Annotated in this window: 15 protein-coding genes; 10 read left to right on the top strand and 5 right to left on the bottom strand. The window is 34.5% G+C overall.

What is annotated here, in order from left to right; genetic code table 11:
* Positions 1-13 precede the first annotated feature (13 nt).
* Positions 14-3,268 carry a leucine--tRNA ligase gene (gene leuS, locus FA046_RS14185; protein ID WP_136827196.1) on the bottom strand — a complete coding sequence of 1,085 codons (3,255 nt, stop codon included), beginning with the start codon at positions 3,266-3,268 and terminating at the stop codon, positions 14-16.
* A gap of 319 nt (positions 3,269-3,587) precedes the next feature.
* On the opposite strand from leuS, the gene FA046_RS14180 reads away from it, so the two are divergent.
* Positions 3,588-4,334 carry a DUF3575 domain-containing protein gene (locus FA046_RS14180; protein WP_136827195.1) on the top strand — a complete coding sequence of 249 codons (747 nt, stop codon included), beginning with the start codon at positions 3,588-3,590 and terminating at the stop codon, positions 4,332-4,334.
* Between the two features lie 151 nt (positions 4,335-4,485).
* On the top strand, positions 4,486-4,773 hold the full coding sequence (locus FA046_RS14175; protein WP_136827194.1) for a VF530 family protein: 288 nt from the start codon (positions 4,486-4,488) through the stop codon (positions 4,771-4,773).
* Between the two features lie 126 nt (positions 4,774-4,899).
* Here FA046_RS14175 and ggt read toward each other — a convergent pair whose 3' ends face one another.
* Positions 4,900-6,621, bottom strand: coding sequence for a gamma-glutamyltransferase (gene ggt, locus FA046_RS14170; protein WP_169303378.1), 1,722 nt, complete (start codon positions 6,619-6,621; stop codon positions 4,900-4,902).
* Entirely contained in the window at positions 6,614-8,395 is a 1,782-nt protein-coding gene (locus tag FA046_RS14165) for an AMP-dependent synthetase/ligase (RefSeq protein ID WP_136827193.1), read from the bottom strand. Before FA046_RS14165 ends, ggt begins: the two co-directional genes overlap by 8 nt.
* 324 nt (positions 8,396-8,719) lie before the next feature.
* Between FA046_RS14165 and FA046_RS14160 the strand changes: the two genes are divergently transcribed.
* Positions 8,720-9,223, top strand: coding sequence for a hypothetical protein (locus FA046_RS14160; protein ID WP_136827192.1), 504 nt, complete (start codon positions 8,720-8,722; stop codon positions 9,221-9,223).
* A gap of 79 nt (positions 9,224-9,302) precedes the next feature.
* Here the strand turns inward: FA046_RS14160 and FA046_RS14155 are convergent, their stop codons facing one another.
* The gene (locus tag FA046_RS14155) at positions 9,303-11,099 is read right to left on the bottom strand and encodes a M61 family metallopeptidase (protein WP_225870933.1); all 1,797 of its coding nucleotides are present in this window, start codon (positions 11,097-11,099) and stop codon (positions 9,303-9,305) included.
* 134 nt (positions 11,100-11,233) lie between these two features.
* Between FA046_RS14155 and FA046_RS14150 the strand changes: the two genes are divergently transcribed.
* The 7 genes from FA046_RS14150 (at position 11,234) to FA046_RS14120 (ending at position 22,547) form a co-directional block, all read left to right on the top strand.
* Entirely contained in the window at positions 11,234-11,704 is a 471-nt protein-coding gene (locus FA046_RS14150) for a MarR family winged helix-turn-helix transcriptional regulator (protein WP_136827190.1), read from the top strand.
* A gap of 83 nt (positions 11,705-11,787) precedes the next feature.
* On the top strand, positions 11,788-12,852 hold the full coding sequence (locus FA046_RS14145) for an efflux RND transporter periplasmic adaptor subunit (protein ID WP_136827189.1): 1,065 nt from the start codon (positions 11,788-11,790) through the stop codon (positions 12,850-12,852).
* Positions 12,853-12,872: 20 nt separating this feature from the next.
* On the top strand, positions 12,873-15,971 hold the full coding sequence (locus tag FA046_RS14140; protein WP_136827188.1) for an efflux RND transporter permease subunit: 3,099 nt from the start codon (positions 12,873-12,875) through the stop codon (positions 15,969-15,971).
* 2 nt (positions 15,972-15,973) lie between these two features.
* Positions 15,974-17,287, top strand: a complete 1,314-nt coding sequence (locus FA046_RS14135; RefSeq protein WP_136827187.1) for a TolC family protein — start codon at positions 15,974-15,976, stop codon at positions 17,285-17,287.
* Between the two features lie 84 nt (positions 17,288-17,371).
* Entirely contained in the window at positions 17,372-17,764 is a 393-nt protein-coding gene (locus FA046_RS14130) for a response regulator (protein WP_136827186.1), read from the top strand.
* Position 17,765: 1 nt separating this feature from the next.
* Positions 17,766-18,617 carry an N-acetylglucosamine kinase gene (locus FA046_RS14125; RefSeq protein WP_136827185.1) on the top strand — a complete coding sequence of 284 codons (852 nt, stop codon included), beginning with the start codon at positions 17,766-17,768 and terminating at the stop codon, positions 18,615-18,617.
* 150 nt (positions 18,618-18,767) lie between these two features.
* A complete protein-coding gene (locus tag FA046_RS14120) occupies positions 18,768-22,547 on the top strand; it encodes a S8 family serine peptidase (protein WP_136827184.1) in 3,780 nt (1,259 codons plus the stop codon).
* A 370-nt stretch (positions 22,548-22,917) separates the two neighbouring features.
* On the opposite strand, the gene FA046_RS14115 is transcribed toward FA046_RS14120, so the two are convergent.
* Positions 22,918-25,374: a DUF5686 and carboxypeptidase regulatory-like domain-containing protein gene (locus FA046_RS14115; RefSeq protein ID WP_136827183.1), complete on the bottom strand. Its 2,457-nt coding sequence runs from the start codon at positions 25,372-25,374 to the stop codon at positions 22,918-22,920.
* Positions 25,375-25,403: the final 29 nt, after the last annotated feature.

Here is a 25,403-nt window from a genome sequence, read left to right as displayed (position 1 = left end):
ATTGAGTTAACGGTTAAGCCACAATATTTATAATTCTACCTTTTACCACAATTATTTTTTTAGGCGCCTTACCATCAAGATATTTCGTGATTATTTCGCTTTCTAAAATATATTTTTCTACCTCGGCTACTTCCATGCTTAATGGCAAGTTCACATTGGTTTTTGTTTTACCATTGATAGAAACCGGATAATTAAATTCATTCTCTACCAAATGAGCCGGATTAAATGTAGGATAAGCCGCATAAGAAAGTGTACCTGCTTTATTTCCTAAAAGCACCCAAAGTTCTTCGCAAATATGAGGAGCATAAGAGGATAGCGTAACCACTAAATCTTGCAAAATTGCTCTGTTTTTGCATTTTAAATCTGTTAACTCATTTACCGCAATCATAAAGCTAGAAACAGATGTATTGAAAGAAAAACGTTCTACATCATCTTCTACTTTTTTAATAATTTTATGTAATGATTTTAACTCCGCTTTAGTAGGTTCTGCATCAGAAACTGTAAAATTCCAGTTTTCATCATGAAATAACCTCCAAAACTTTCTTAAGAATTTAAAAACACCTTCAATTCCGTTGGTATTCCAAGGTTTACTTTGCTCTAACGGACCTAAGAACATTTCATACATACGCAAAGTATCAGCACCGTAACGTTCTACTAAATCATCAGGACTTATTACGTTGAATTTAGATTTAGACATTTTTTCTACTTCAGTACCGCAAATGTATTTGGCATTTTCTAAAATAAATTCGGCATTAGCATATTCTTCTCTTGATGCTTTAAATTTATCAATATCTAAAATATCATTCACTACAATGTTTACGTCTACATGTAATGCGGTTGTTTGGTATTCAGATTTTAATCCGTTAGAAACAAAAGAATTTGTTCCTTTTCCTTCTGCATCATTAATTCTATAAACAAAATTAGATCTCCCCTGAATCATTCCTTGGTTAATCAATTTTTTAAAAGGCTCTTCTTCGGTAACATGACCTAAATCTTTCAAAAATTTATTCCAAAAACGGCTGTATAAAAGGTGTCCGGTAGCATGTTCAGAGCCTCCAATGTATAAATCCACATCTTTCCAATAAGAAATGGCTTTTTCATCGGCGAAAGCCAAATCATTTTTAGCATCCATATAACGGTACCAATACCAGCTACTACCCGCCCAACCCGGCATAGTGCTTAACTCGTACTCATATTCGTCTTTATATTTCCAATCCTTAGCTCTTGCCAAAGGTGGTTCGCCACTTTCGGTAGGTAAATATTTATCAACCTCAGGTAATAGCAAAGGCAATTCGCTTTCATCAATTAAGTAAGGCAAACCATTCCCGCCTGCGGAACGGGCAGGCTTAAAATAAACCGGAACCGGCTCACCCCAATAACGTTGTCGGCCAAAAATAGCATCACGCATACGGTAATTAATTTTGCCATAGCCCATGCCTACTTCTTTTAGTTCTTCAACAATTTTAACACTCGCTTCTTTATATCCTAAGCCATTAATTACACCAGAATTGATATATTTACCTTCTTTAGTAGGGTCGGCTTGTTCTTCAATTTGTTGCGCATCTAAAATTTGAATAATTGGCAAATTAAAATGTTTAGCAAATAAATAATCACGCTGATCTCCGGATGGAACCGCCATTACTGCTCCTGTTCCGTAGCCGGCTAATACATAATCGGCAATCCAAACTGGCACTTTTGTTCCATCTAATGGATTAAGTGCATAACTACCCGTAAAAGCCCCCGACACCGTTTTGGTATCTGCCATACGGTCTAACTCCGATTTCTTTTTGGTTTGTGCGATGTAAGCATCAATATCAGCTTGTTGCGCTGGCGTAGTTATTTGAGCTACTAATTCATGCTCAGGCGCAATTACTAAAAATGAAACTCCATAAATGGTATCTACTCTAGTGGTAAAAACTTCAATGGCCTCACCCCCCGCCCTCTCCAAAGGAGAGGGAGCCCCTGACTTTGAGGTTAAACGCTCTAACTTTTCTTTTATATCCGAAACAACTTTATCAGTTTGATTGATTACTTCTTCATTTGAAAATCTAATCACCTCAAAACCTGCTTGGTTTAAAAATTCGGTTCTTTGCTTATCGTATTCTAAAGCTTCTGTTTTAGAATGATAACCACCATCAACTTCAATAACTAAACCTTTTGATAAACAAACAAAATCAGCAATAAAACCTTCAATTACATGCTGTCTTCTTATTTTAAATCCTGTTTGGCTATCTCTTAATTTTTGCCACAGTACTAATTCTGCATCAGTAGCATTTTTTCTATTTTCTTTTGAATTCTCTTTCAACAAATCCCAAAAAGGAGAATTAGCAGTCTCATAACCCAATTTAGTATTCTCCTGCGCTCCCTTCTCCTTTGGAGAAGGGTTGGGGATGAGGCTAAACTTCACCATTGCCCCCACACTTTTCCCAATCCAGTTACGCTGCATTTCTTTTAGTGGCTCTGGCCAATCAATATGGTTTAAACCTTGTAGTAAACGCTCTGCATAGGCAGAAATACGCATACTCCATTGCATCATTTTTTTCTGTTCAACGGGGAAACCACCGCGTTCAGAAAAACCATCTTTTACCTCATCATTGGCTAAAACAGTTCCTAAAGCAGCGCACCAGTTTACAGTGCTTTCTCTTAAATAAGTTAATCTGTATTTTAATAATTCGGCTTGTTTTTCTTCTCCGCTTAATGTACTCCAATCGCTAGGAAGCAAATGTTGTACATCTTCATCGCAAACCGCATTAATTTCTTGAGCCGGTATGGTTTCTAATTTCTCAATCAGGGTAGAAATATGCTCTGCCTGGTTGGTATCTAAATTATACCACGAGTTAAACAGCTGCATAAAAATCCACTGCGTCCACTTATAATAATCGGGCGAACTGGTGCGCACCTCTTTACTCCAATCAAAAGAAAAACCTAAATTATCTAACTGTTGGCGGTAGCGGTTAATGTTGGTTTCTGTTGTTTTTGCCGGATGCTGCCCAGTTTGTATCGCATATTGCTCTGCTGGTAAACCAAAAGAATCATACCCCATTGGGTGCAAAACATTAAATCCTTTTAACCTTTTGTACCTCGCAAAAATATCCGAAGCAATATATCCCAGCGGATGGCCCACATGTAAACCTGCCCCACTTGGGTAAGGAAACATATCTAAAACATAATATTTGGGTTTGTTAACATCAACCTCTACTTTAAAGGTTTCGTTTTCTGCCCAAAATTTTTGCCATTGCTGCTCTATCTGCTTAAATTGATAATCCATTTTTGCGATTTTTATATTGAACTGCGAAAATAAAAAATTTAAACTAAGCATTATCCATTATTTGAAAAGCAAGGATATTCGCTTATTATTTGGGCCAGTCGGGTGCTTTGCTGTATTTTTTACCCCATAACACCCTCTCTGCTGTAAAAAGATGCCGCTTCGCCCCCGTTTATTTTACTCAGTTTCTGCCCAATTAAAGGCGAAATATCAGCGAAAAACCTTTAGTAAAATTAATCTCTCTTTCAAAAAAATACCCATTTCGTGGTATTGATAATTATTTACAATAATTTTACTTTTATTCAAACAAGACTTAATTAATATGAAAAAAATTTTACTTTTTATTTGCTTTATTGTAACTATAGGCTTGCAATCAAAAGCAGAAGCTGGCAAGGATTCTTCTAAAGTAATACCTGGTCATAAAAATTTATTCAAAATCAATGTTCCGGCACTGGCATTAAGAACTTATGCAGTAGAATATGAAAGAGCCATTGGTAAAAAAATTGCCTTGAGTTTAGGCTATCGTTACATGCCAAAAGGGACAGTACCATTAAAAGACCAAATTATAAATGCAATTGATGATCCTGAGGTTGAAAAGCAGTTAAATAACTTTACAGTTGGCAACAATGCTTTTACCCCACAAATTAAATTTTACTTTGGTAAAGATATTTTTAAAGGTTTTTACATTGCCCCATTTGCAAAATTCGCAACTTATAGCGCTGTAGGGAATATTGATTTTGATGTAAATGGAACTACCGAGACCATGCCTTTAGATGGCGAATTAAAAACAATGACCGGTGGATTAGAACTTGGCGTACAATTTAGACTAGGTAAAGCAGTTCATTTAGGTTTTCATTTTGGACCACAATTTGGAACTTCTGAAGGGAATTTTGACGGTAAAAAAACATTGGATGCAAATGAGCAACAAGCTTTAAGAGATGAATTGGAAAATTTAGAAATTCCGTTTACTGATAAAGAAGTGACTGTAGATGCAAACGGAGCCAGAGTAAAATTAGATGGCCCTTGGGGCGGCGTAAAAGCTGGCATCATGTTAGGAATAAGATTTTAATTGAAAATAGATAAAATAAAGAAGCCAACTTTGTAAAAAGTTGGCTTCTTTTGTTTCACATTCTTCGCAGGTGCTTGATGCGTCAAATATAGCGGAGGTTTAGCGAGTAGCCAATACCAGAAATCTGGTATTTAAAAATTAATATTTAAACATGCTGGAAGAAAAAAAATCACAAGCCAATAACCCTTTACATGGTTTAACATTAGAAACTATCCTGACTGATTTAGTAACTTATGTAGGCTGGGAGAAAATGGCGGCTAAAGTTCCCATAAAATGCTTTACAGATAAACCTAGCATTAAATCTAGCTTAGCTTTTCTAAGAAAAATGCCTTGGGCGAGAAGAAAAGTAGAGATACTTTATGAGTTTAATTTAAAACGGATTCAAAAAGGAAAAGCTTCTAATCAGAATAATGAAGACGAAACAATTGTTGCAGAATAACCAATTTAAGCGGTAAGCTTTTATTTTTCAGATTTGTCAACTCTCCGATTAATTGGCAAGAGAGTTGACAAATCTTCTAACAGCAGAATTCATGCTTATTTCAAAGCTTGTAGAACCTCCAACACTTTAATAGCCTATTTTAGCATCATCTCCACGGAAATCTGCACCGCCTTCAAAATAGCCCCATTTATTTACAAGAATAGCATCGCATCTGCCAAAATCACTTCTCTGCTTTATCATATAACCTTTTGCCTTTAATTTTTCTTGGGTTAAGCTGTCTATTGCATCCTTCTCTGCATACAATAAATCGGGTAACCATTGATGGTGAAAGCGTCTTGCATTTACCGCTTTTTGAATGTTCATTTCATAATCTATAACATTGGTAATGGTTTGAAAAACAGTATTAATAATAGTGGAGCCGCCGGGTGTGCCTACTACCATAAAAAGTTTTCCGTTTTTTTCTAAAATGGTTGGCGTCATAGAACTGAGCATTCTTTTATTGGGCGCAATAGCATTGGCTTTACCGCCAACTAAGCCAAACATATTGGGTACGCCAGGTTTTACGCTAAAATCATCCATTTCATTATTTAACAAAAAACCGGCTCCTTTTACAAAAACCTTTGCTCCGTAAGGAGCATTAAGTGTTGTGGTTAAAGAAACTGAATTTCCATTGTGATCTACAATAGAAAAATGTGTGGTTTGTTCACTTTCTTTAACTATAAGATTGCCCGCCAAAATGGTAGAACTTGGCGTGGCCTTTACCCAATTAAAAGTAGCCATTCTTTGATTTAAATACCTTTTATTGAGCAGCTGCTCTGTTGGAACTTTATAAAAATCAGGATCTCCAAGATAAGTTGCTCTATCTGCATAGGCTCTGCGTTCTATCTCAGTAAGTAGCTGGATGGAAGAATCTGAATGAAAAGTATAATTTTTTAAAGGGTAATTTTCTACCATCCCTAATAGTTGCAAAAGTGCAATACCTCCGCTTGATGGTGGCGGCATAGCAATTATTTTATAGCCTCTGTAATTACCAATTAAAGGTTTTCTCCATACAGCATGATAACTCTCTAAATCTGACGCAGTAATAATTCCGCCATTTCTTTGCATTTCATTTTGAATGAACGCAGCCGTTTCGCCTTTATAAAAACCATCTCTGCCATTTTTCTGAATCCTTTTTAAAGTCTCGGCTAAATCTTTTTGAATCAGCATATCATCTGTCTGCCAGTCTTTACCTTGTTTAGTTAAATAGCCATAACCTTTGTTTAACTCATTAAAAATAGAATCAGTAGCATTTAATTCTACGGCCTGCTTTGCTGTTAGTTTGAACCCGTTCTCGGCCAATTCTATAGCAGGTTGCAATAATGTTTGCCATTTAAGCTTTCCGTATTTTTGATGTGCTGCCCACATACCAGCTACAGAACCCGGAACGCCAGCTGCTAAATGACCATTTAAACTTAAAGTTGTAATAGGATTACCTAAGCTATCTAAATACATATCTTTTGAAGCTGCTGCAGGTGCTTTCTCTCTAAAATCCAGGGTATTAGTTTCTCCTTTTGAAGAACGATAAACCATAAAACCACCCCCTCCAATATTGCCAGCATTAGGATATACTACCGCCAAGGCAAACTGTACGGCTACTGCTGCATCAACGGCATTCCCTCCTTTTTTAAGAATTTCTACCCCTACTTTTGAGGCTATTGGATGGGCTGAAACCACCATTCCGTTTTTATATTGAGGAGCTTGTTTATTACCTAACTGACCGTTAACGCAAGCACTTAATAAAAAAATGGCAACGGAAGTATAAACCGTTACCATTTTTAAAGCTGTAAAATATTTATTGCTATACATGTTTTTCTAAACTATCAGATTCTTTGTAAAGTTTTTCGATAAGATCTAAATGCTTCATTAAAATTACCTTTCTTTTCATACTTAATTTTGGTGTTAATTCGCCGCCATCAATGGTAAATTCATCGGCCAAAAGAGCAATTTTTTTAACTTTCTCCCAGTTTCCAAAATTCTCATTTAATCTATTCACTTCTTGCCATATTTTATCACAAATTTTCTCGCTTTTGATCATTTGCGCTGGAGTGGTAAATTCAATATCATTTTTAACCGCCCAATCTTTTAAATGATCAAAATTTGGAACAATTAAAGCTGATGGAAATCTTCGGTTTTCACCTACTACCATAATTTGTTCTATGTAAATGGATTCTTTAAACTTGTTTTCTAAAACTTGTGGCGCCACATATTTACCTCCGGCAGTTTTAAAAACTTCCTTTTTACGATCTGTTATCGCCAAAAAACCATCTTTAAGTACTCCTATATCACCAGTATGAAACCAGCCATCAATCATCACCTCTGCGGTTGCTTCCGGGTTGTTGTAGTAACCTTTCATTACACTTGGCCCTTTACATAAAATCTCTCCGTCTTCGGCAATTTTAACTTCCAAATTTTCTAAAACATGCCCAACCGTACCAAATTTGCATTGCCCTTTAAACGGACCATTAACGGCTATTACCGGCGAAGTTTCTGTTAAACCATAACCTTCTAAAATTTTAATATCTGCACCCCAAAACACTCTGGCTAAACGCTCTTGCAATGCGGCTCCGCCAGAAACAATCACAGAAATTTCGCCACCTAAAGCATCTCTCCATTTACTAAATATCAGTTTTCGGGCAATTTTAAGCTTCATCTCATATAAATAGCCATTTGCACCTTCCATTTCGTATTGATGTGCTAATGCTAAAGCCCAAAAGAACAAAGATTTTTTAATCCCTGTTAATTCATGTCCTTTTGAAACTATTCTATCGTAAATTTTTTCTAACAACCTGGGTACAGTGGTAAAGCAATGTGGTTTTACTTCGGCTAAATTTGGCACAATGGTTTCTAAACTTTCGGCGTAATAAATAGATATCCCTAAATAAATGTACATGTAACAAACCATGCGCTCAAAAATGTGAGAAAGCGGCAAAAAGCTTAAAGCTCTTTTTACATCACTTGGATACAGTTTAGAAGAATACATCACATTACTAATTAAATTGTGATGGGTAAGCATCACTCCTTTTGGCGTACCGGTAGTACCAGAAGTGTATATTAAGGTTAATAAATCATCAGGACCAATTAAACTTTTGTAGGGTTCTAAATCAATATGATGATTTTGTTTTCCCAATTCCTGAACGATAGTCCAATGAGGTAATGTGGCAATTTTTTCAAATGTATAAATAGAGAGTTCTAAGTTAGATTCTTCTCTAATCTTATTTACTTTATCATAAAGTAATTGATCAGCCACAAAAATAATTTTTACACCCGCATCATTTAAAATAAACTTAATATCGTTTGCGGCTAAGGTGGGATACATTGGCACCTGAGTAGCACCAATTTGCATAATCCCAAAATCGCAAAAATTCCATTCGGGGCGGTTTGGAGACATCACCGCAACCTTATCATCTTTTTTTATTCCTAATTGAAGCAATCCTCTACTCACCTCATTTACAGTAGTTATAAAATCATTTGAGCTATATTTAACCCACTCACCGTTAACTTTACCAGCAAGGGCATCTACACTATTGTGCTGCTGTTTATTATAGGTCAGCAAATCAAAAACTCTGCTAATTGTTATCATAAAAATGGAATTAAGGTTAAAAATTGGTTTTTGTTAAGATACGAAATTGGCAAGCATATCACTAAAGTATCCCAAGTTAAAATTAAAAATTAAATGATCAAAAACCAAGACGGTTTATAGTCTATAATCTGGCTAATTTAAATCAATAGAGAAATAAATGTATTTCACAAACTGACATTGAAATTGCCATATAACTTGTTCATTTACTTAGAACTACTTTATCTTTTTACACTTGCTTTTTAGCTCTTCAACTTTCTAAATCACATTAGATTTAATGTATTGGCATTTTATTTGCTAACAGATTAAAAAAATAATAACAAAATAATGAAAAAATCAATATTACTTTTAAGTTTATCCATCATTTTGATGGTTTTCTCTTCAACAAAATCATCGGCGCAAGCCAATTATAAAACCGGTATTGGTATTAGAGGTGGAGGCTATGAAAACGGATTAACCATTAAACACTTTACCAATTCTAACACTGCAATTGAAGGTATATTAGGTATTAGACCAGGAGTTATTGTACTTACAGGTTTATATGAAAAACACGCTGTAGCTTTTGGCGAACCATCTGTAAACTGGTTTTATGGTATTGGTGGTCACATTGGTTCTATAGAAGGTGATAGATATTACAGACGTTTTGCTGGAGACCGTTATTATTATGATAACAATGGTTTATTGCTAGGAGCTGATGGTATTTTAGGTTTAGAATGGAAAATTCCAGAAATCCCTTTTGCATTATCTGTAGATTTACACCCAAGATTAGAATTAGCTAGAGGTCCATTTTTTGATTTGGAACCAGCTGCTTCTTTAAGGTTTACTTTCTAAGCAAAAATAAAACCCAATAAAAAAAGCCAACTTTTACGAGTTGGCTTTTTTTGTGTCCTAAAATTAACTTCTACTTTTCTTACAAACTCAACCATTTTTCTAACACCGCTTTTTGTGCCGGTGTTGGCTTTTCTAGTTGTTCTATTTGCCAATTTTTATTTGGCACTGCTTTTAAAGTCACTTTAATGGTTTTAATTAAGCCATCGCGGTTAATTAAAAAATCTAAATTAGCCCCTAATTCCTGGTTGCTGATGTAAGCTAAAACATCACTTACTCTATCTCCATTGATGGCTAAAATTTCATCATTAACGTTTAATCCATCATTCCATGCGGCACTTCCTCTGGCTACATTTGTAATTACAGATTTACCATCTCTACTTAAGGTGATACCTAAATAAGGATCTTTTGAATCTCTAGTTTTATCTACCAATTTTAAACCTGCATAACCTAAATATTTTTGAAAATCTATGTTCTCGGTTCCATTGATATAATCTTTGTAAAACTGATCTAAATTTTCGCCTGCAAATTTTTCAAAAACTGCTTTCATTTCGGCATCGGTATAACCTCTACCTTTCTTTTTGTAGTATTCTAAATAGGCAAATTTCATCGCATCATCTAAAGACTGTAATCCTTTAGATTGGTGAATAATAGCTAAATCTAACAATGAAGCAATTAAAGATCCTTTGTTATAATAAGATATAGTGGTATTGCTACTGTTCTCATTAGGGCGATAAGATTTAATCCATGCATCAAAACTAGCATCACTTAAAGGTTGAATTTTACTTCCCGGCTGATTGTAAACCAAATTGATATCACCCTCTAAAAAGCTCAAAAACTCATCTGGCGTATAAAAACCAGCTCTTTGCACTATCAAATTATCATAATAAGCGGTAAAGCCTTCGGCAATCCAAAGGTTAGTGGTGTAATTCTCGTTATCATAATCAAACGGACCTAAAGCTACAGGTCTTAATCTTTTCACATTCCATAAATGGAAATACTCATGAGCTACCAGACTTAAAAAACCTTTGTAAGTTTTAGTATCTGTATAACCCATTCTTCTGGCACCTAAAACTGTAGAATTTAAGTGCTCTAAACCGCCACCTCCACTTAGGTAATGGTGCACAATAAAAACATAATGTTTGTTAGGGTTTTCGCCATAAATTGCAGTTTCTTTCTCTACAATTTTGGCCATATCTGTTTTTAATTTCTCCTTATCATAGTTGCCACCACCAACCATAGCCACTTCATGGCGTACTCCGGCAGCGTTAAATTCAAACACATCTTGATTGCCTACTTCTATTGGAGAATCAAAAAGAATGTCGAAATTTTTAGCATAATAGGTAAATGCTTTTCCTGCAACAGGCTCTAAGCCGGTTGAAACTTTAGTCCAGTTTTTATGTGGAATAATGGTAACCAAAGAAGGCTCATTAATGCTTCCCTCTGGGTACATAAATATTCCTGTTGAAGATAAAAAAGCATGATTAGCATCAATAAAACTAGTTCTTACTGATATTTCAAAAGCGTACACTCTATAACTTACGGTTACAGACGTTTTTCCTTTCGTATTAATTTTCCATGCATTTTTCTTGATTTTTTCAAATGCAACAGGGCTTTTGTCTGCGTTAGCCACTTCAAATCCCTCTATATTTTTAGAAAATTCTCTCACCAAATAAGAACCTGGAGCCCAAACCGGCATTTTTACGGTAATCTCATCTTTTTTAATATTAGTGATGGTCATTTGCACATCAGCATAATGTGCTTGCGGTTGAGTAAAAGAAACCTGAAACTGAATGTTTGCACTGTTTTGTGCCTGAGAATTTGTGGTCATAAAAAAAAGCACAGAGAGTATTAAAAATTTGAATTTTGATTTAATCATTGTGTATTTATTTTTTAACAAAGTTATTAATTTGATGAGGTTACGGAAATAATTTGTTTAAACACTAAAGTGTAATATAGTTGATACTTTCAACTATCTGTAGAACTAACTAATAATTTTGATGTTCAAACGATATGTCAAAATACGAAGAACCATTAATTTATCAATTAATACAAATTACTAAAAAGTATTTGGGTGCGTTTAGTGACATCTCTCAGCATATTCCTTTAGAAAGGTATCATTATGCTTTGTTATTGATAGATGAACATCGTGAAACTTTAACTCAAAAAGCGTTAGCAGAGCTATTACAGGTCGATAAATCTTTTTTAGTAACCATGATAGATTATTTAACCAGCAATGGTTTTGTTTATCGAGAAACTAATTTGGAAGATCGTAGGCAGCAAGTAATTAAGTTAACATCAAAAGCAAAAAAAGTAATACCAGATATTGACACTTCTTTTAAAACATTAAATGCTAAAGCTTTTGAGAACATTCCGGAAGAAGATGTGAAGACATTTTTTAAAACGATAGAATTGTTACAAGGCAATCTCACACACAAACACCAACATGAAGTTATATTAGACTACAAAACCATAAAGTCTTAAACAACAAAATCTAACACCACTTGCTAAATGCAGGCGATAAGTAAGATTAAAAATCTAATTGAAGATAAAAAAATATAAAAAAAATGAAGACCAAATACATTATTTACGCCGCTATTGCTCTTTTACTGGGCTATTTAATTTACAATAGATTAGCTAAAGGAAAAGAAAGCGCAAGCAAAGGCATGGCAGCTGGCAAAGGCGGTCCCGTACCTGCCATGAATGTGAATGGAGTTATAGTAACTACACAAGATTTCTCTAACGCAGTTTCTGTTTCTGGTACTTTAGAAGCCAATGAACAAGTACAAATAAGAAGTGAAATTTCTGGTTTGGTACGATCAATTAATTTTAGTGAAGGTTCTACGGTGAGTAAAGGAAGTTTGCTTCTAAAAATTGATGATAGAGAATTACAAGCCCAATTAAGACAGGCTTTAACTAAAGAAAAATTGGCTTCAGAAATAGAATCTAGAGCAAGAAAATTATTAAAATCTGAAGCAATTAGCGTAGAAGAATATGACAATGCTAATGCAGAACTAAGATCACTTCAGGCGCAAACTCAATTGATAAGAGCACAACTTTCTAAAACAGAAGTAAGAGCTCCATTCTCAGGAAAAATTGGATTAAGAGCAATTTCCAATGGCGCTTATGTAACTCCAACTACAGAAATTGCAAATTTAGTAAGCATTAATCCTTTAAAAATTAGTTTCTCGGTGCCCGAAAAATATACGCAAAGGGTAACTATTGGAACTAATATCACCTTTACCGTTTCAGGAACTAGCAGGGTTTTTAAAGCAAAAGTTTATGCAAAAGAACCTGCTATTGACATCAATACCAGAACATTAGTTTTAAAAGCTATTGCTGAAAATTCTGACGGTTATTTACTCCCAGGCACTTTTGCAAATGTAAGTTTGCCCTTAGAAAACATTAAAAATGCCATTTTAATTCCTACCGAAGCTGTAATACCGGTTTTAAAAGGGAAACAGGTTTATATCAGCAAAAATGGTTTGGCTAAAGTGGTAGATATAGAATCTAACATCAGAACAGAAAGAGACATTTTAGTAAGTTCAGGTTTATCTGTTGGTGATACAGTAATCACTTCTGGCATTATGGCTATTAAACCAGATGCACCTGTGAAAGTTAAAATCAACTAAAAAAATTAAAGAAATTTACCATGAGTTTATCAACCCTAAGTATAAAAAGACCAGTTCTTGCCATAGTGATGAACCTGTTACTCCTGTTATTTGGGATTATAGGTTTCACTTTTTTGGGAGTGAGAGAATACCCTTCCATTGATCCGCCTGTGGTATCTGTTAGAACCAGTTATCCTGGCGCTAACGCAGATATTGTAGAGTCTCAAATTACAGAGCAGCTAGAAAAATCTATCAACCAAATTGATGGGATTAAGAATATTTCATCATCAAGTAACCAAGGCTCAAGCTCTATTACCATTGAGTTTAACTTAGATAAAAATTTAGAAGAAGCTGCCAATGATGTGAGAGATAAAGTTTCTCAAGCAGCCAGATCATTACCAAAAGATATTGATGGTTTGCCGGTAGTTTCTAAAGCTGATGCCAACTCAGATCCTATTATATCTATGACAGTGCAAAGCGATAAGCGGAACATTTTGGAGTTGAGTGATTATGCAGAAAACGTGATTGCACAAAGATTGCAAACTATTCCGGGAGTTTCTTCTGTGCAAATTTGGGGACAAAAACGATTCTCTATGCGTTTGTGGTTAGACCCTGAGAAATTATCTTCCTATGCATTAACCCCTTTAGATGTAAGAAATGCTTTAGACAGGCAAAATGTGGAGCTTCCATCAGGAAAAATATCTGGAGATAAAACCGAATTAACCGTAAAAACAGTTGGTAACTTAACTAATGAAGAAGAGTTTAACGACTTAATTATAAAAAATGATGGCACCAATGTTATCCGTTTAAAAGATGTTGGTTATGCGCAATTAGGACCAGAAAACGAAGAAACTGTTTTACGTTCAGCCGGAACGCCCATGGTGGCTACTGCCATTATTCCACAACCCGGTGCTAATTATTTAGATATTGCCAAAGAGTTTTATAAACGCTATGATGAACTAAAAAAAGAACTTCCTGCTGATTTTAAATTAGATATCGCTTTAGATAATACCGTTTTTGTGGAGCGTTCTGTGATAGAAGTAGCCGAAACCTTGGGAATATCTTTAATATTGGTCATCATTATTATTTACCTGTTTTTTAGAGATTGGAGCATTGCGTTTAGACCTTTAATTGATATTCCGGTATCATTAATTGCAACCTTCTTTATCATGTACTTGCTGGGTTTCTCTGTCAATGTATTAACATTATTGGCTATTGTACTCGCCACCGGTTTAGTAGTTGATGATGGTATTGTGGTTACAGAAAATATTTATAAAAAGTTAGAAGAAGGAATGTCGCCTTTTGAGGCAGCTATAAAAGGTTCAAATGAGATTTTCTTTGCGGTGGTTTCCATATCGGTGACTTTAGCTGCTGTTTTTTTACCAGTTATTTTCTTAGAAGGATTTGTGGGGAGGCTCTTTAGAGAATTTGGAATTGTAATTGGGGCTGCGGTACTCATATCCGCATTTGTATCTCTTACGCTTACGCCGATGCTGAACGCCTATTTAATGAAAGGCACAAAAAAATCTAATTTTTACATCAAAACAGAACCTTTCTTTGTGAGAATGAACGAAAGTTATCAGTCATCATTAAACTCATTTTTAGAGAAAAGATGGATAGCTTTCCCAATAGTTATTATTTGTGTGGGTATCATCGCTTTGTTTTGGAAAGTATTACCAAAAGAAACCGCTCCATTAGATGATAGAAGTTCTTTAAGTATGTCTATTACAGCTCCAGAAGGTTCTTCTTTTGAATACACAGATGCTTTTATGTCTCAAGTGAATGAATTAGTGAGAGATTCTGTTCCAGAAAGAATAGCAGATATTGCAGTTACTTCACCTGGCTTTACAGGCTCTGGTGCTGCTAATACAGGTTTCTTCAGAATAAAATTATCAGACCCTGATAAAAGGGTAAGAACACAAGATGAAATTACTAATGCACTTACTAAAAGCACTAAAAAGTTTAGTGAGGCAAGAGTTTTTGTTACCCAGCAACCTACTATATCTGTTGGACGATCAAGAGGATTACCTATCCAATATATTATACAAGCACCAAATTTTGAAAAATTAAGAGAAAAAGTGCCTTTGTTTATGGACGAAATTTCTAAAGACCCCACATTTACAAATACCGATGTGAACTTGAAATTTAATAAACCCGAGTTAAACGTAAGCATCAATAGAGATAAGGCGCAAAACTTAGGGGTTTCTGTAATTGATGTTGCGCAAACCTTACAATTTTCTTTAAGTGCACAAAGATTTGCTTATTTCATAATGAATGGGAAACAATATCAGGTAATTGGACAGTTTGATAAAGATAAAAGAAACGATCCTTATGATTTGAGTGCAATTTTTGTAAGAAATAATAGAGGAGAGCTTATTCAGTTAGATAATTTAGTAAATATTGAAGAAAGAAGCAGCCCACCACAGCTTTACAGAAATAACAGATTTGCATCTGCTACGGTTTCTGGAGGTTTAGCTCCCGGTAAAACCATTGGTGATGGAATAGACGCCATGAGAAGAGCTACTGATAAAGTTTTAGATGATTCATTCTCAACAGATTTAGCTGGCGAATCAAGAGATTTTAGCGAAAGTAATTCTAACACCACTTTTGCATTTGGTTTAGCTTTACTTCTGGTGTACCTTATTCTTGCCGCTCAGTTTGAAAGTTTTGTAGATCCTATTATCATCATCATGACAGTGCCAATGGCTGTTGCTGGTGCTTTTTTCTCTCTATGGCTTTTAGGACAATCATGGAATATTTTTAGCCAAATTGGAACCATTATGCTCATAGGCTTGGTTACCAAAAACGGAATCTTGATTGTTGAATTTGCCAACCAGCTTAAAGAGCGGGGTATGCCTGTGGCACAAGCTATTCGTGAAGCTTCTGTATCGCGTTTGCGTCCAATTTTAATGACCAGTTTGGCCATTGCCTTGGGTGCATTACCTATTGCAATTGCATTAGGTGCAGCTGCAAAAAGCAGAATGAGTATGGGTACCGTAATTATTGGCGGCACCTTGTTCTCTTTATTATTAACTCTGTTTGTAATTCCGGCTATTTACACCTATTGGTCTAAAGAACATAAAGAAAGCCGAGCCGAAATAGCGGAGAAAGAAATCAAATTAGCAGAAAAAGAAGCTTAACAATGAAATTGACTATAAAATTATACTTAAGCATTTTATGCTTAACATCTTTTAGTGTGGTAAAAGCTCAGGAAAAATTGAGTCTAAAACAAGCTGTAACTATTGCTTTAGAAAACAACTACAGCATTAAACTAAGCAATAACCAAAGCCAGATCATCAAAAATGATGTTACCTATGGTAATGCAGGAATTTTACCGGTTGTTACCGGAAATTTAACGGATAATAACCGAGTAGAAACTAGTGAGGTAGATTTAGCATCGGGCCAAACCAGAAATGCTTCCAATGCAAAAACCACCAATATTAATTACGGCGTTGGTTTAAACTGGAGAATTTTTGATGGCTTGCAAATGTTTACCAATTATGAAAGACTTCAAGAACTACAAAAACTTGGCGATTTAAATGCCAAACTAACGATACAAACTACAATTGCTGATGTGATTGAAGCTTATTACAATTTAGTAACACAACAAAAACAGTTAGAAGCCACACAAACAGCACTAGAAGTATCAAGAATAAGAATTAAAAATGCCGATAGCCGATACAAAATTGGTAAAGGTTCTAAGCTAGAGTTACTTGCTGCAAAAGTTGATTTAAATGCAGATACCACCCAACTGCTTAGACAAGAAGATTTAATACGATCAGGAAAAATAAGACTAAATCAATTGTTAGCCAGAGACTTAAAAACGGTATTTAATTTAGAAGAAGATTTAAACATTGATAAAAGTTTAGTTTATGATCAGCTACAAGCTTTATCAGACACACAAAATCCTGATTTACAAACAGCCATAGTAAATCAAAAAATATCAGCACTTAATTTAAAACAAATTAAAGGAGCCAGGTATCCAGTGATTGCGCTTACTTCTGGCTATAATTTCGCTAATTCTACCTCGCCACCAACAGGTTTTGCATTAAGATCTAATTCTAGAGGGTTAAATTATGGTTTTACTGCATCTGTAAACATCTTTAATGGTTTTCAACAAAACAGGTTAGAAAAAAATGCGAAGCTACAAATTGAAGCTTCTAAATATAATTTAGACTTTACCAAACAAACCATTGACGCACAATTACTTACCGCTTATCAAAATTACCAAACCAACCTACAATTAATTTTTTTAGAAGAATCTAACGTAGCAGTAGCCAAAGAAAACTTAGATATTACTTTAGAAAAATATAGGCTAGGAAGTATTGTGCCATTAGAGTTAAGAGAAGCACAAAGAAATTTTATAGATGCAAATGCCAGGTATGCCAACGCTTTATTTCAAACTAAATTAGCAGAAATAGCCTTAAAAGAAATTACAGGAACCATCAATATTTAATTTTTATTCATTAAAAAATTATCAAATAAGAATAAAAAGTTTAAGGTTTTCTTTTTATATATTTGTTTTCTTTTAAAAATTCTGATGCAGACTTACAGGTATAAAAACGCACTTTTAGTTGATGATAACTTCATTGACAACATGATTAACCAAAAAATTTTAAACAATAGCGACTTTGCAGAATCTATTGTGGTGAAACAATCATGCGAAGCAGCTATTAGTTATTTGCAAGAATTGGTTAAAAATAATGATGACTTACCCGAAATTATTTTCCTTGATATAAGAATGCCGGTGAAAACTGGTTTCGACTTTTTAGTAGAGTTTCAAGACATTCAATCACCAAAAAAAGATACAGTTAAAATAGTGATGCTTTCTTCTTCTTTAGACCCTAGCGATCACAAAAAAGTAATTGAATTTAATAATGTCACTGATTTTTTAGGGAAACCTTTAACCAGTGAATTATTAAAAGACATTTAAAATGCTTCTTGTTGCAGACGGGGGTTCTACAAAAACAGATTGGATTTTACAGCTACCTGATAAATCAATAGAAAAACATCATAGTAACGGGTTAAACCCTTTCTTTTTATCAGAAAAAGATATCATAAGAAACCTTAACCATTACAAGCCTTTTCAGCAAATTGCCGAAAACATTACCGAGATCCATTTCTTTGGTGCTGGTTGCAGTAGTCCAGATAGAAGAGAGATTATTTCAAACGCATTAAGCACCAAATTCAAAAACGCATTTATAAGTGTAGAAAGTGACTTATTAGGCTCGGCATTAGCCACTTGCAAAGATAAGCCGGGCTTTAGCTGTATTTTAGGTACAGAATCTAACATTTCTTTTTTTGATGGCAATGAAATTCACCCAAGTAAACATGGCTTAGGATACCTTTTAGGCGAAGAAGGCTCAGGTACTTATTTTGGGAAAACATTAATTACAGATTTTCTTTACCGAAGAGCGCCAGAAGACATCATTAACCTTTTTAATGATGCTTATCAGATAAATAAGGAAATTGTTATCAAGAATATTTACCAAAAACCAATGCCTAATTTCTATTTGGCATCTTTTGCTCAATTTATGGGGCAACACCAAGAACATCCATATATTAAAAATACCCTAAAAATTGGATTTCAGGAGTTTATTAAAACTCATGTTTGTTCTTATCCAAACTACAAAGATTTTTATTGCCATTTTGTTGGCTCCATAGCTTTTCATTTTAAAGAAAACTTAAAAGAAGTTTGTACTGAGTATGAAATTAATATGGGGAAAATAATAGAAAAACCTATTGATGATCTTTATGAGTTTATAAGAATAAGAGAAGGCTATTAGTCTTTCTTTCTTCTAAATTAATCTATTTAAAAAGCATTAAAAAAATTGAATTGTTATTTTGATAAAAAAGTAACATTTTTACCTTCTAAAAAAACTTAACCTTCTCTTTTTTAGTATATTTAATGTTGCTTATTTATTTAGAACAAACTTATGTTTAAAAAACTTACACTTACTATTATATCCTCGTTTCTTATCACACTCTCTTTTGCACAAGATGGAAAAGAATTGGTTACAAAAGAACAATTCGCAAAACTTCAACAGCTTTCAATAGATTTTAAAATAAAGAATGAATCTAATAGAAAAAAGGCTTTTGAGCTAGCTAAGCAAAATAATTGGATAACATTTAGTGTAGGAAATGATGGCTCTATTTTATCACTTCAGGGAGTAGATGATTTGGGTCATCCTTTATATTTAAAAACTTTTAATAACACCATTGCGGCTGGTACTACCCGCACAAACAGCCTTTATACTGGCGGCTCATTAGGCTTATCACTAAATGGATCTAGTGCTAATTTAATTGGGAAAATAGGCATTTGGGACGGTGGATCTATTTTAACAGGGCATCAAGAATTTACAGGAGGAAGAGTAGAACAAAAAGATTCTCCACCAACAGGAAGTGAACATGCTACCCATGTTGCAGGTACAATAGCGGCAGGCGGCGTTTATTCTGTTGCAAGGGGAATGGCTTGGGGTTTACAAAAACTTTTTGCCTATGATTTTAATTCAGATATTACTGAAATGACTGCCGCTGCAAGTAATGGCATGGCTATTTCTAACCATTCTTATGGATATATTGCTGGATGGAATTACAATGCAGACCCTCCGGGGACTGCCCCTGCAAGATGGGAATGGTATGGTCTATTTAACGCTACAGAAGATTATAAATTTGGCTTTTATGACGCTTTAACAAGAGATTGGGACATTATATGTTATAATGCACCTTATTATTTACCAGTAAAATCATCTGGAAACAACAGAAGCGAAACTGGCCCTGCGGTTGGATCAAATTACTGGGGATACAGCAGCATCTCGCCTACTGTTTTAGTTGATAAAGGGAACAGACCTTCTGATATTAGTTTTAACAATAGTTATGACATTATTTCCACCACCGGAACTGCAAAAAACATTTTAACTGTTGGCGCAGTATCTGGCTTACCATTTGGGTCCTCAAACCCTTCAGAAATTAAAATTTCATCATTTAGTAGCTGGGGCCCAACAGATGACGGCAGAATTAAACCAGATATTGTAGCTGACGGCGTAAACCTTACTTCAGCCAGCAATGCTGATACAAAATCATACGCCACACTTTCAGGCACATCAATGTCTGCACCAAATGTAAGTGGCTCATTAGTATTACTTCAAGAATATTATTCTAAACTTAACCAAGGTAATTTAATGCGATCTGCCACTTTAAAAGGTTTAGTGATACAAACTGCTGATGAAGCTGGAACTAGCGTTGGACCTGATTATATTTTTGGTTGGGGATTATTAAATATGGAAAGAGCGGCAACCCACATCAAACAAAATACAACTACCAGTTTAATTTCCGAAAAAAGCCTTGCTCAAGGAGAAACCCAAGATATTCAAATCATTACTTCTGGTTACGGGCCTTTAAAAGTGACTATTTGCTGGACCGACCCTGAAGGAACTCCAACAGCTACAGGAACTTTAAATAGCAGAGTCCCTAAACTGGTTAACGATTTAGATTTAAAATTGATTAAAGGCGCAACTACTTTGTCTCCATTTAAATTAAATCCAGATGCGCCTACTTCAGCGGCTACAACCGGAGATAATGTGGTAGATAATGTAGAACAAATTTATGTAACAGATGCAATTCCGGGGCAAGCTTACACCATTAGAGTTTCTCATAAAGGAGCTTTAACAAAAGGACCTCAAAATTATTCAGTGCTGGCATCAGGAATTGGGGGTAAAACTTATTGTGTTTCTACGCCAACATCATCTAATGATTCTAGAATAGATCAGTTTCAGTTATCCTCGATAAACAATATATTGCCTAATACTTGTAGAACTTATACTGATTTCAGCAATCTTTCTGCAGAATTAGAAGCTGGAAAAACCTACCCGTTTACTGTAAATATGGGTACTTGTGGCGCAAATTTTGATAAAATTGCTAAAATTTTTATCGATTATAATTCAGATGGAGATTTTGATGATGCCAATGAGACTATTGCAACTTCTGCTATCATTAATGCTAATGGAGCTTTTACTGGAAATTTAGTAGTTCCTGCAAATGTAATTTCAGGAAATTCTTCTATTTTAAGAGTGGTGTTAGTAGAAAACACCAACCCAGCATTGGTAACATCATGTGGAAATTACACTAAAGGAGAAACACAAGATTATAGGGTTGTATTTACTGCCTCAAGTGCAGATGCCGGCGTTATTGCCTTAAATAACATCAATGATAACTTGTGTGCCACCACAGATCAGGTAGTTTCTATTAAACTAAAAAACTTTGGAAGCACAACACTAACAAACATTCCTGTTGTTGTTACTTTAAGTAGCAATAGTACCGTAATTAAAACCATTACGGAAAACTTTACCGGCAGTTTGGCACCTAATAATGAAGTTGACTATACGTTAAAAGGAGTATTTACTACCGAAGCTTCTAAGCAATACAGCATGGATGCCAGAACATCTTTAACAGCCGATGTAATTATTAGCAATAACAGCAGTTCTAAAATATTTAATGTGCCTGCAATGCCATTACCTATGGCACTTTCTGTTATAGCTTGTGATAATGCCGCAGGTTTTTACCAATTAGGCGGACAAGGAGATGGGACGCTTTTTTGGTATCCATCAGCTAGTTCTAAAGCTCCAATTGCTACAGGAAACGCAACGTATTTCACTCCTAATGCACCAACAAACAATACGTTTTATGTTGGTTTAAATGATTATAAAACATTTCTTGGGGCCGAGAATAAACAAAAGTATAACGGAGGATCTTATTCTGGAAATTTTGGACCAAAGCCTGTGATTACAGTTACTTCTCCGATGGTTTTAGATAGCGCATTGTTATACGTAAGTCAATCTGGGCAACTTACATTTACAGTAGAAACCACCACAGGAACGGTCTTAAATTCTGTAACTATTGATGTAATAAGAACTAAAACAACGCCTGATGTAATTAACAATGGATTGGTTGATGATGATATTAACGACCCAGGAAAAAGTTATAAACTAGGTTTGCAATTTCCTGCTGCCGGAACTTACAGAATTGGAATTAGTTATAACGGAGCTACTATTTTTAGAAGTAATTCTGGCGTAACCAATTTACCAATGACCTCACCGGGAAATATTATTTCTCTTTCTGGAGCATATTTTGAAAACGCTGGTACTCCTACTACTATTACAACGTCTTATTACTATTTATACAACATGTTGTTTAAATCTTTAGGCTGTACAGATTATAGCAGAACTCCTGTGCAAACAGCAAAACCAATTATTACCCAAACAGGCACAACCCTAAACTCAAATTTTAATGCCTCAAACAAATGGTATTTGAATGGAACACTGATAAATGGAGCAACAAACCAAACATATAGCCCTAGTGTATCTGGTGTTTACAGAGTAGATGTGGAAAATGCTTCGGGTTGCTTGAGTTCTTCTGCTAATTTTAATTATGTTTTATCAGCAATAAAACCTTCTGATGCCGCTGAAATAGGATTAAAAGTTTATCCAATTCCTGCTAATAATATACTAAACTTAAACTTTGAGGTATTAAAGAAAGAAAACTTAAGCATTAACTTAACTAACTTAGTTGGTCAGGATGTTTATGCAACCAAGAAAGATAATTTTACTGGTAAATATTCTGAAGGAATAGATCTATCTAATTTTGATGATGGCGTTTATGTACTTCAAGTGAAGATTGGAGAAAAATTCTACACCCAAAAAATAACAGTTGTTAAATAAAAAAAAGGGGAGTTAAACTCAAATTAAGCTCCCCTTTTTTAACCAAAACAATTAACTCTATAAACTAAAACTTTTTAAAGTTATTATTTAATAAACAAGCTTCCAATACCTGTTTTACGGTATATTTTGTTTAGTTGAAGAAATTTTGATTGCTATTTTTAGAATAATGTAAGTTTAAAACTAGTTTTTGAGTTTTTTAGGCGCATTAACGATTGAAGCGGCATCCTTTTTGGCTTTTTGAAGCCAAAAAGATACCTTGCCTGCGGCAGGCAGGTAGCGAAAAGCGTGTTAAAATGCCCAAACAAAATTTTGAAGCCTAAAACCAATAAAACAAGGGTTATTTTTTAAAAATAGCTGGTTTAAAGCCATTTTAGAAGCCATAAGCAACCCTAAAGCCAGAATTTACTTGTTTATTTCCTTCATAACTAAAGCCATAATAAGCTTTTATGCCAGTAAAAGAAAGTCCAAAATAAAATTCCGTATAGTTTTTTAACATCGGTGTACTGAGGTAATTTGCTCCTACTATTTCTTGAAGTTTCAATTTTCTTATTAAGGGTAATTTGTTGGTGAAAAATCCAGAAAAATTATGCTCGGCATGTGCTTCAAAATATTCTTGTTGTGTACTGTTTAGGTAATAATTTAAAAATAAAAACTGATTTGCCGCCGGCGTAAAAGACAAAGCATTGTTTCCTCTAAAATGCTTAAAATCTGGATAGTACACCGCTTTTGAGCTAAGAAATTTTCCGGCTACTGCGCTAAAGGTAAAATTGCCATAGAAACCTAGTTTTACATCAGATTTTCTGATGCCTAAGCTCATTAAATCAAAATCGGCATCGGCATTAAAAACATTGGGAATTGCCTTCACATAATTAAAAGTTAACACCGGCCATTTTGAAGGTAAATAAAATCTGCCTGTTGGATAAGTGACATATTTATTACTAAAATTATAGCTTAAGGCAAGTGTTAATTTGAGGCTTTGATATTTCGGAAATAACTCTTGGTCTATGGTTGGACTAAAGGGATTATTTGTTGTAAATTCTCTGGTTTTGTGATCTATAAAAGTATAATTTGAGGTGTTTACAAGCGATTTATTATTTTGATATGCAAAACCTAAACTCCCGTTTAAACCGCCCGCTATTCTTGAGGAGAGTGTAGCTTCTGTAAACTTCTTTTGGTAAAGTTTCATGAAGTTTCTTTCATAAAACAAAGAGTTAATACTGTTTCCTAAAACAGTTATTGTTCCTTTATCATTTAAATCTAACACATCAGAGCCTAAAGCTACTCTTAGGTTAAAGGTTTTGCCTAAAGGAAACGTGGCTTGCGTATTTGCACTAAACAATTTATTAGAAAAACCATATCGTAAATTACCTTTCCAAAAAAAGGAGCGGTTGTTTAAGGTGTCTATCCGTTTAGTAAAACTTGCCCCGTAATTTATAGCGAAACCCTCTACGGTATTGTAAAAAACGGAAGGTAAAATTCCATCTATGCTGTAAAATTCTTTTTTATACCTGTTTCTTGGGTTATATCCCGAGAGTAAAAGTTTGGATAGTTTTAAATTATTATTCACCTTATCTAAACTATCTAAATACGGTTTAGATTCTCGGCGAGCAGAAATACTATCTTTTTTTTTATAGTTTACGGTTTCTTCTTGTGTGAGAGGAATGGGACGAGCATCAACCCAAAAAGCCGAATCCTTTTTATTTACTTCTTTGGTAATTCTTAATACCTCTTTAAAATCCTTTTCATTCAACTTAGGTTTTAAATCATAATTATTGTAAATACCAACGTAGTATCCTCCAAATTTAAATCCTAATAAGCCGCCATTAAACTCAAATTTTATATTAGAGGGCATCCAGGTTTTTCTGTTTACGGCAATAAACTGCTGATTAATCTTTAACGAATCAATTAAAGAGATGTTAGATTCTTTGCTCATCAAAAAATCTACGCTATGTATTCGCCAGCTATCTTCCACAATGTAGATGTATCCGCGGTAAGCGGGATCATATTTTCTTTTTGGCAAAAGCTGAATTTTATTGATAAACTCTCCGTTTTCTACCGAAGTGCCAATTAACTTATAATCATAATAAAACAAGGCATTATCTGCTATAGGCGATACAAAAGGACGATTACTTATTCCATCCCAAGCTTGATAATTTTCATAAAAATTTAAAATAAGCTCCGAAGCCCTGTTGAAACTAAAAGCCCTATTATTGCCAGCTACTTTAGAAGAAATCATTTCCTCGTGATAGCTTTTTGGAGGCATAAAACTTAGTTTTGATTGAGACTCTGATTGATAAATAATCCCTGTTCTATTTGAATCTAAACCGGCCTCTTGAGCTACTTTATTTAAATCTCTGCCTAAAAATTTTTCGGGCATTTTTAACAACCTTTGTACACCTTTAATGTAAACATCACAGGTATAAGAAGGCATATCTTTTAAATAGTTTTTTCTTTCTTTTATGGCTTTTCTGATGATTTGATATGCCGGATCTTCCTTATCAGCATAAACAATTACATCTTTTAACGAATACGATTCTGTCTCCATTGGCGCATTTAAAATGGTGTTTTGGTTAACTTCTACCGAGCGAATGAGCTGCTTAAACCCAATTGCACTAAAAATAATATCGAATTTACCTGTTCCTACTTTTATAGTGTATTCTCCGTTTCCGTTGGCCGCTGTTCCGTTGGTAGTTCCTTTTACAAATACGGTTGCAAATGGAATTGCTTTTTCTTGGTTATCGAGTATTTTACCACTTAAAGTATAAACTTGTGCCGAAGTATTTAAAGTAATAAACAGAAGAAAAAAAATGAGGAAACTATTTTTCATATAGGATTTTAGACTAAGATAAATATCTA

Source organism: Pedobacter cryophilus (assembly GCF_005116455.1).
GTDB lineage: Bacteria > Bacteroidota > Bacteroidia > Sphingobacteriales > Sphingobacteriaceae > Pseudopedobacter > Pseudopedobacter cryophilum.
Note: the sequence above shows the minus strand (reverse complement) of the source record. Positions and strands in the feature narration are given on the sequence as shown.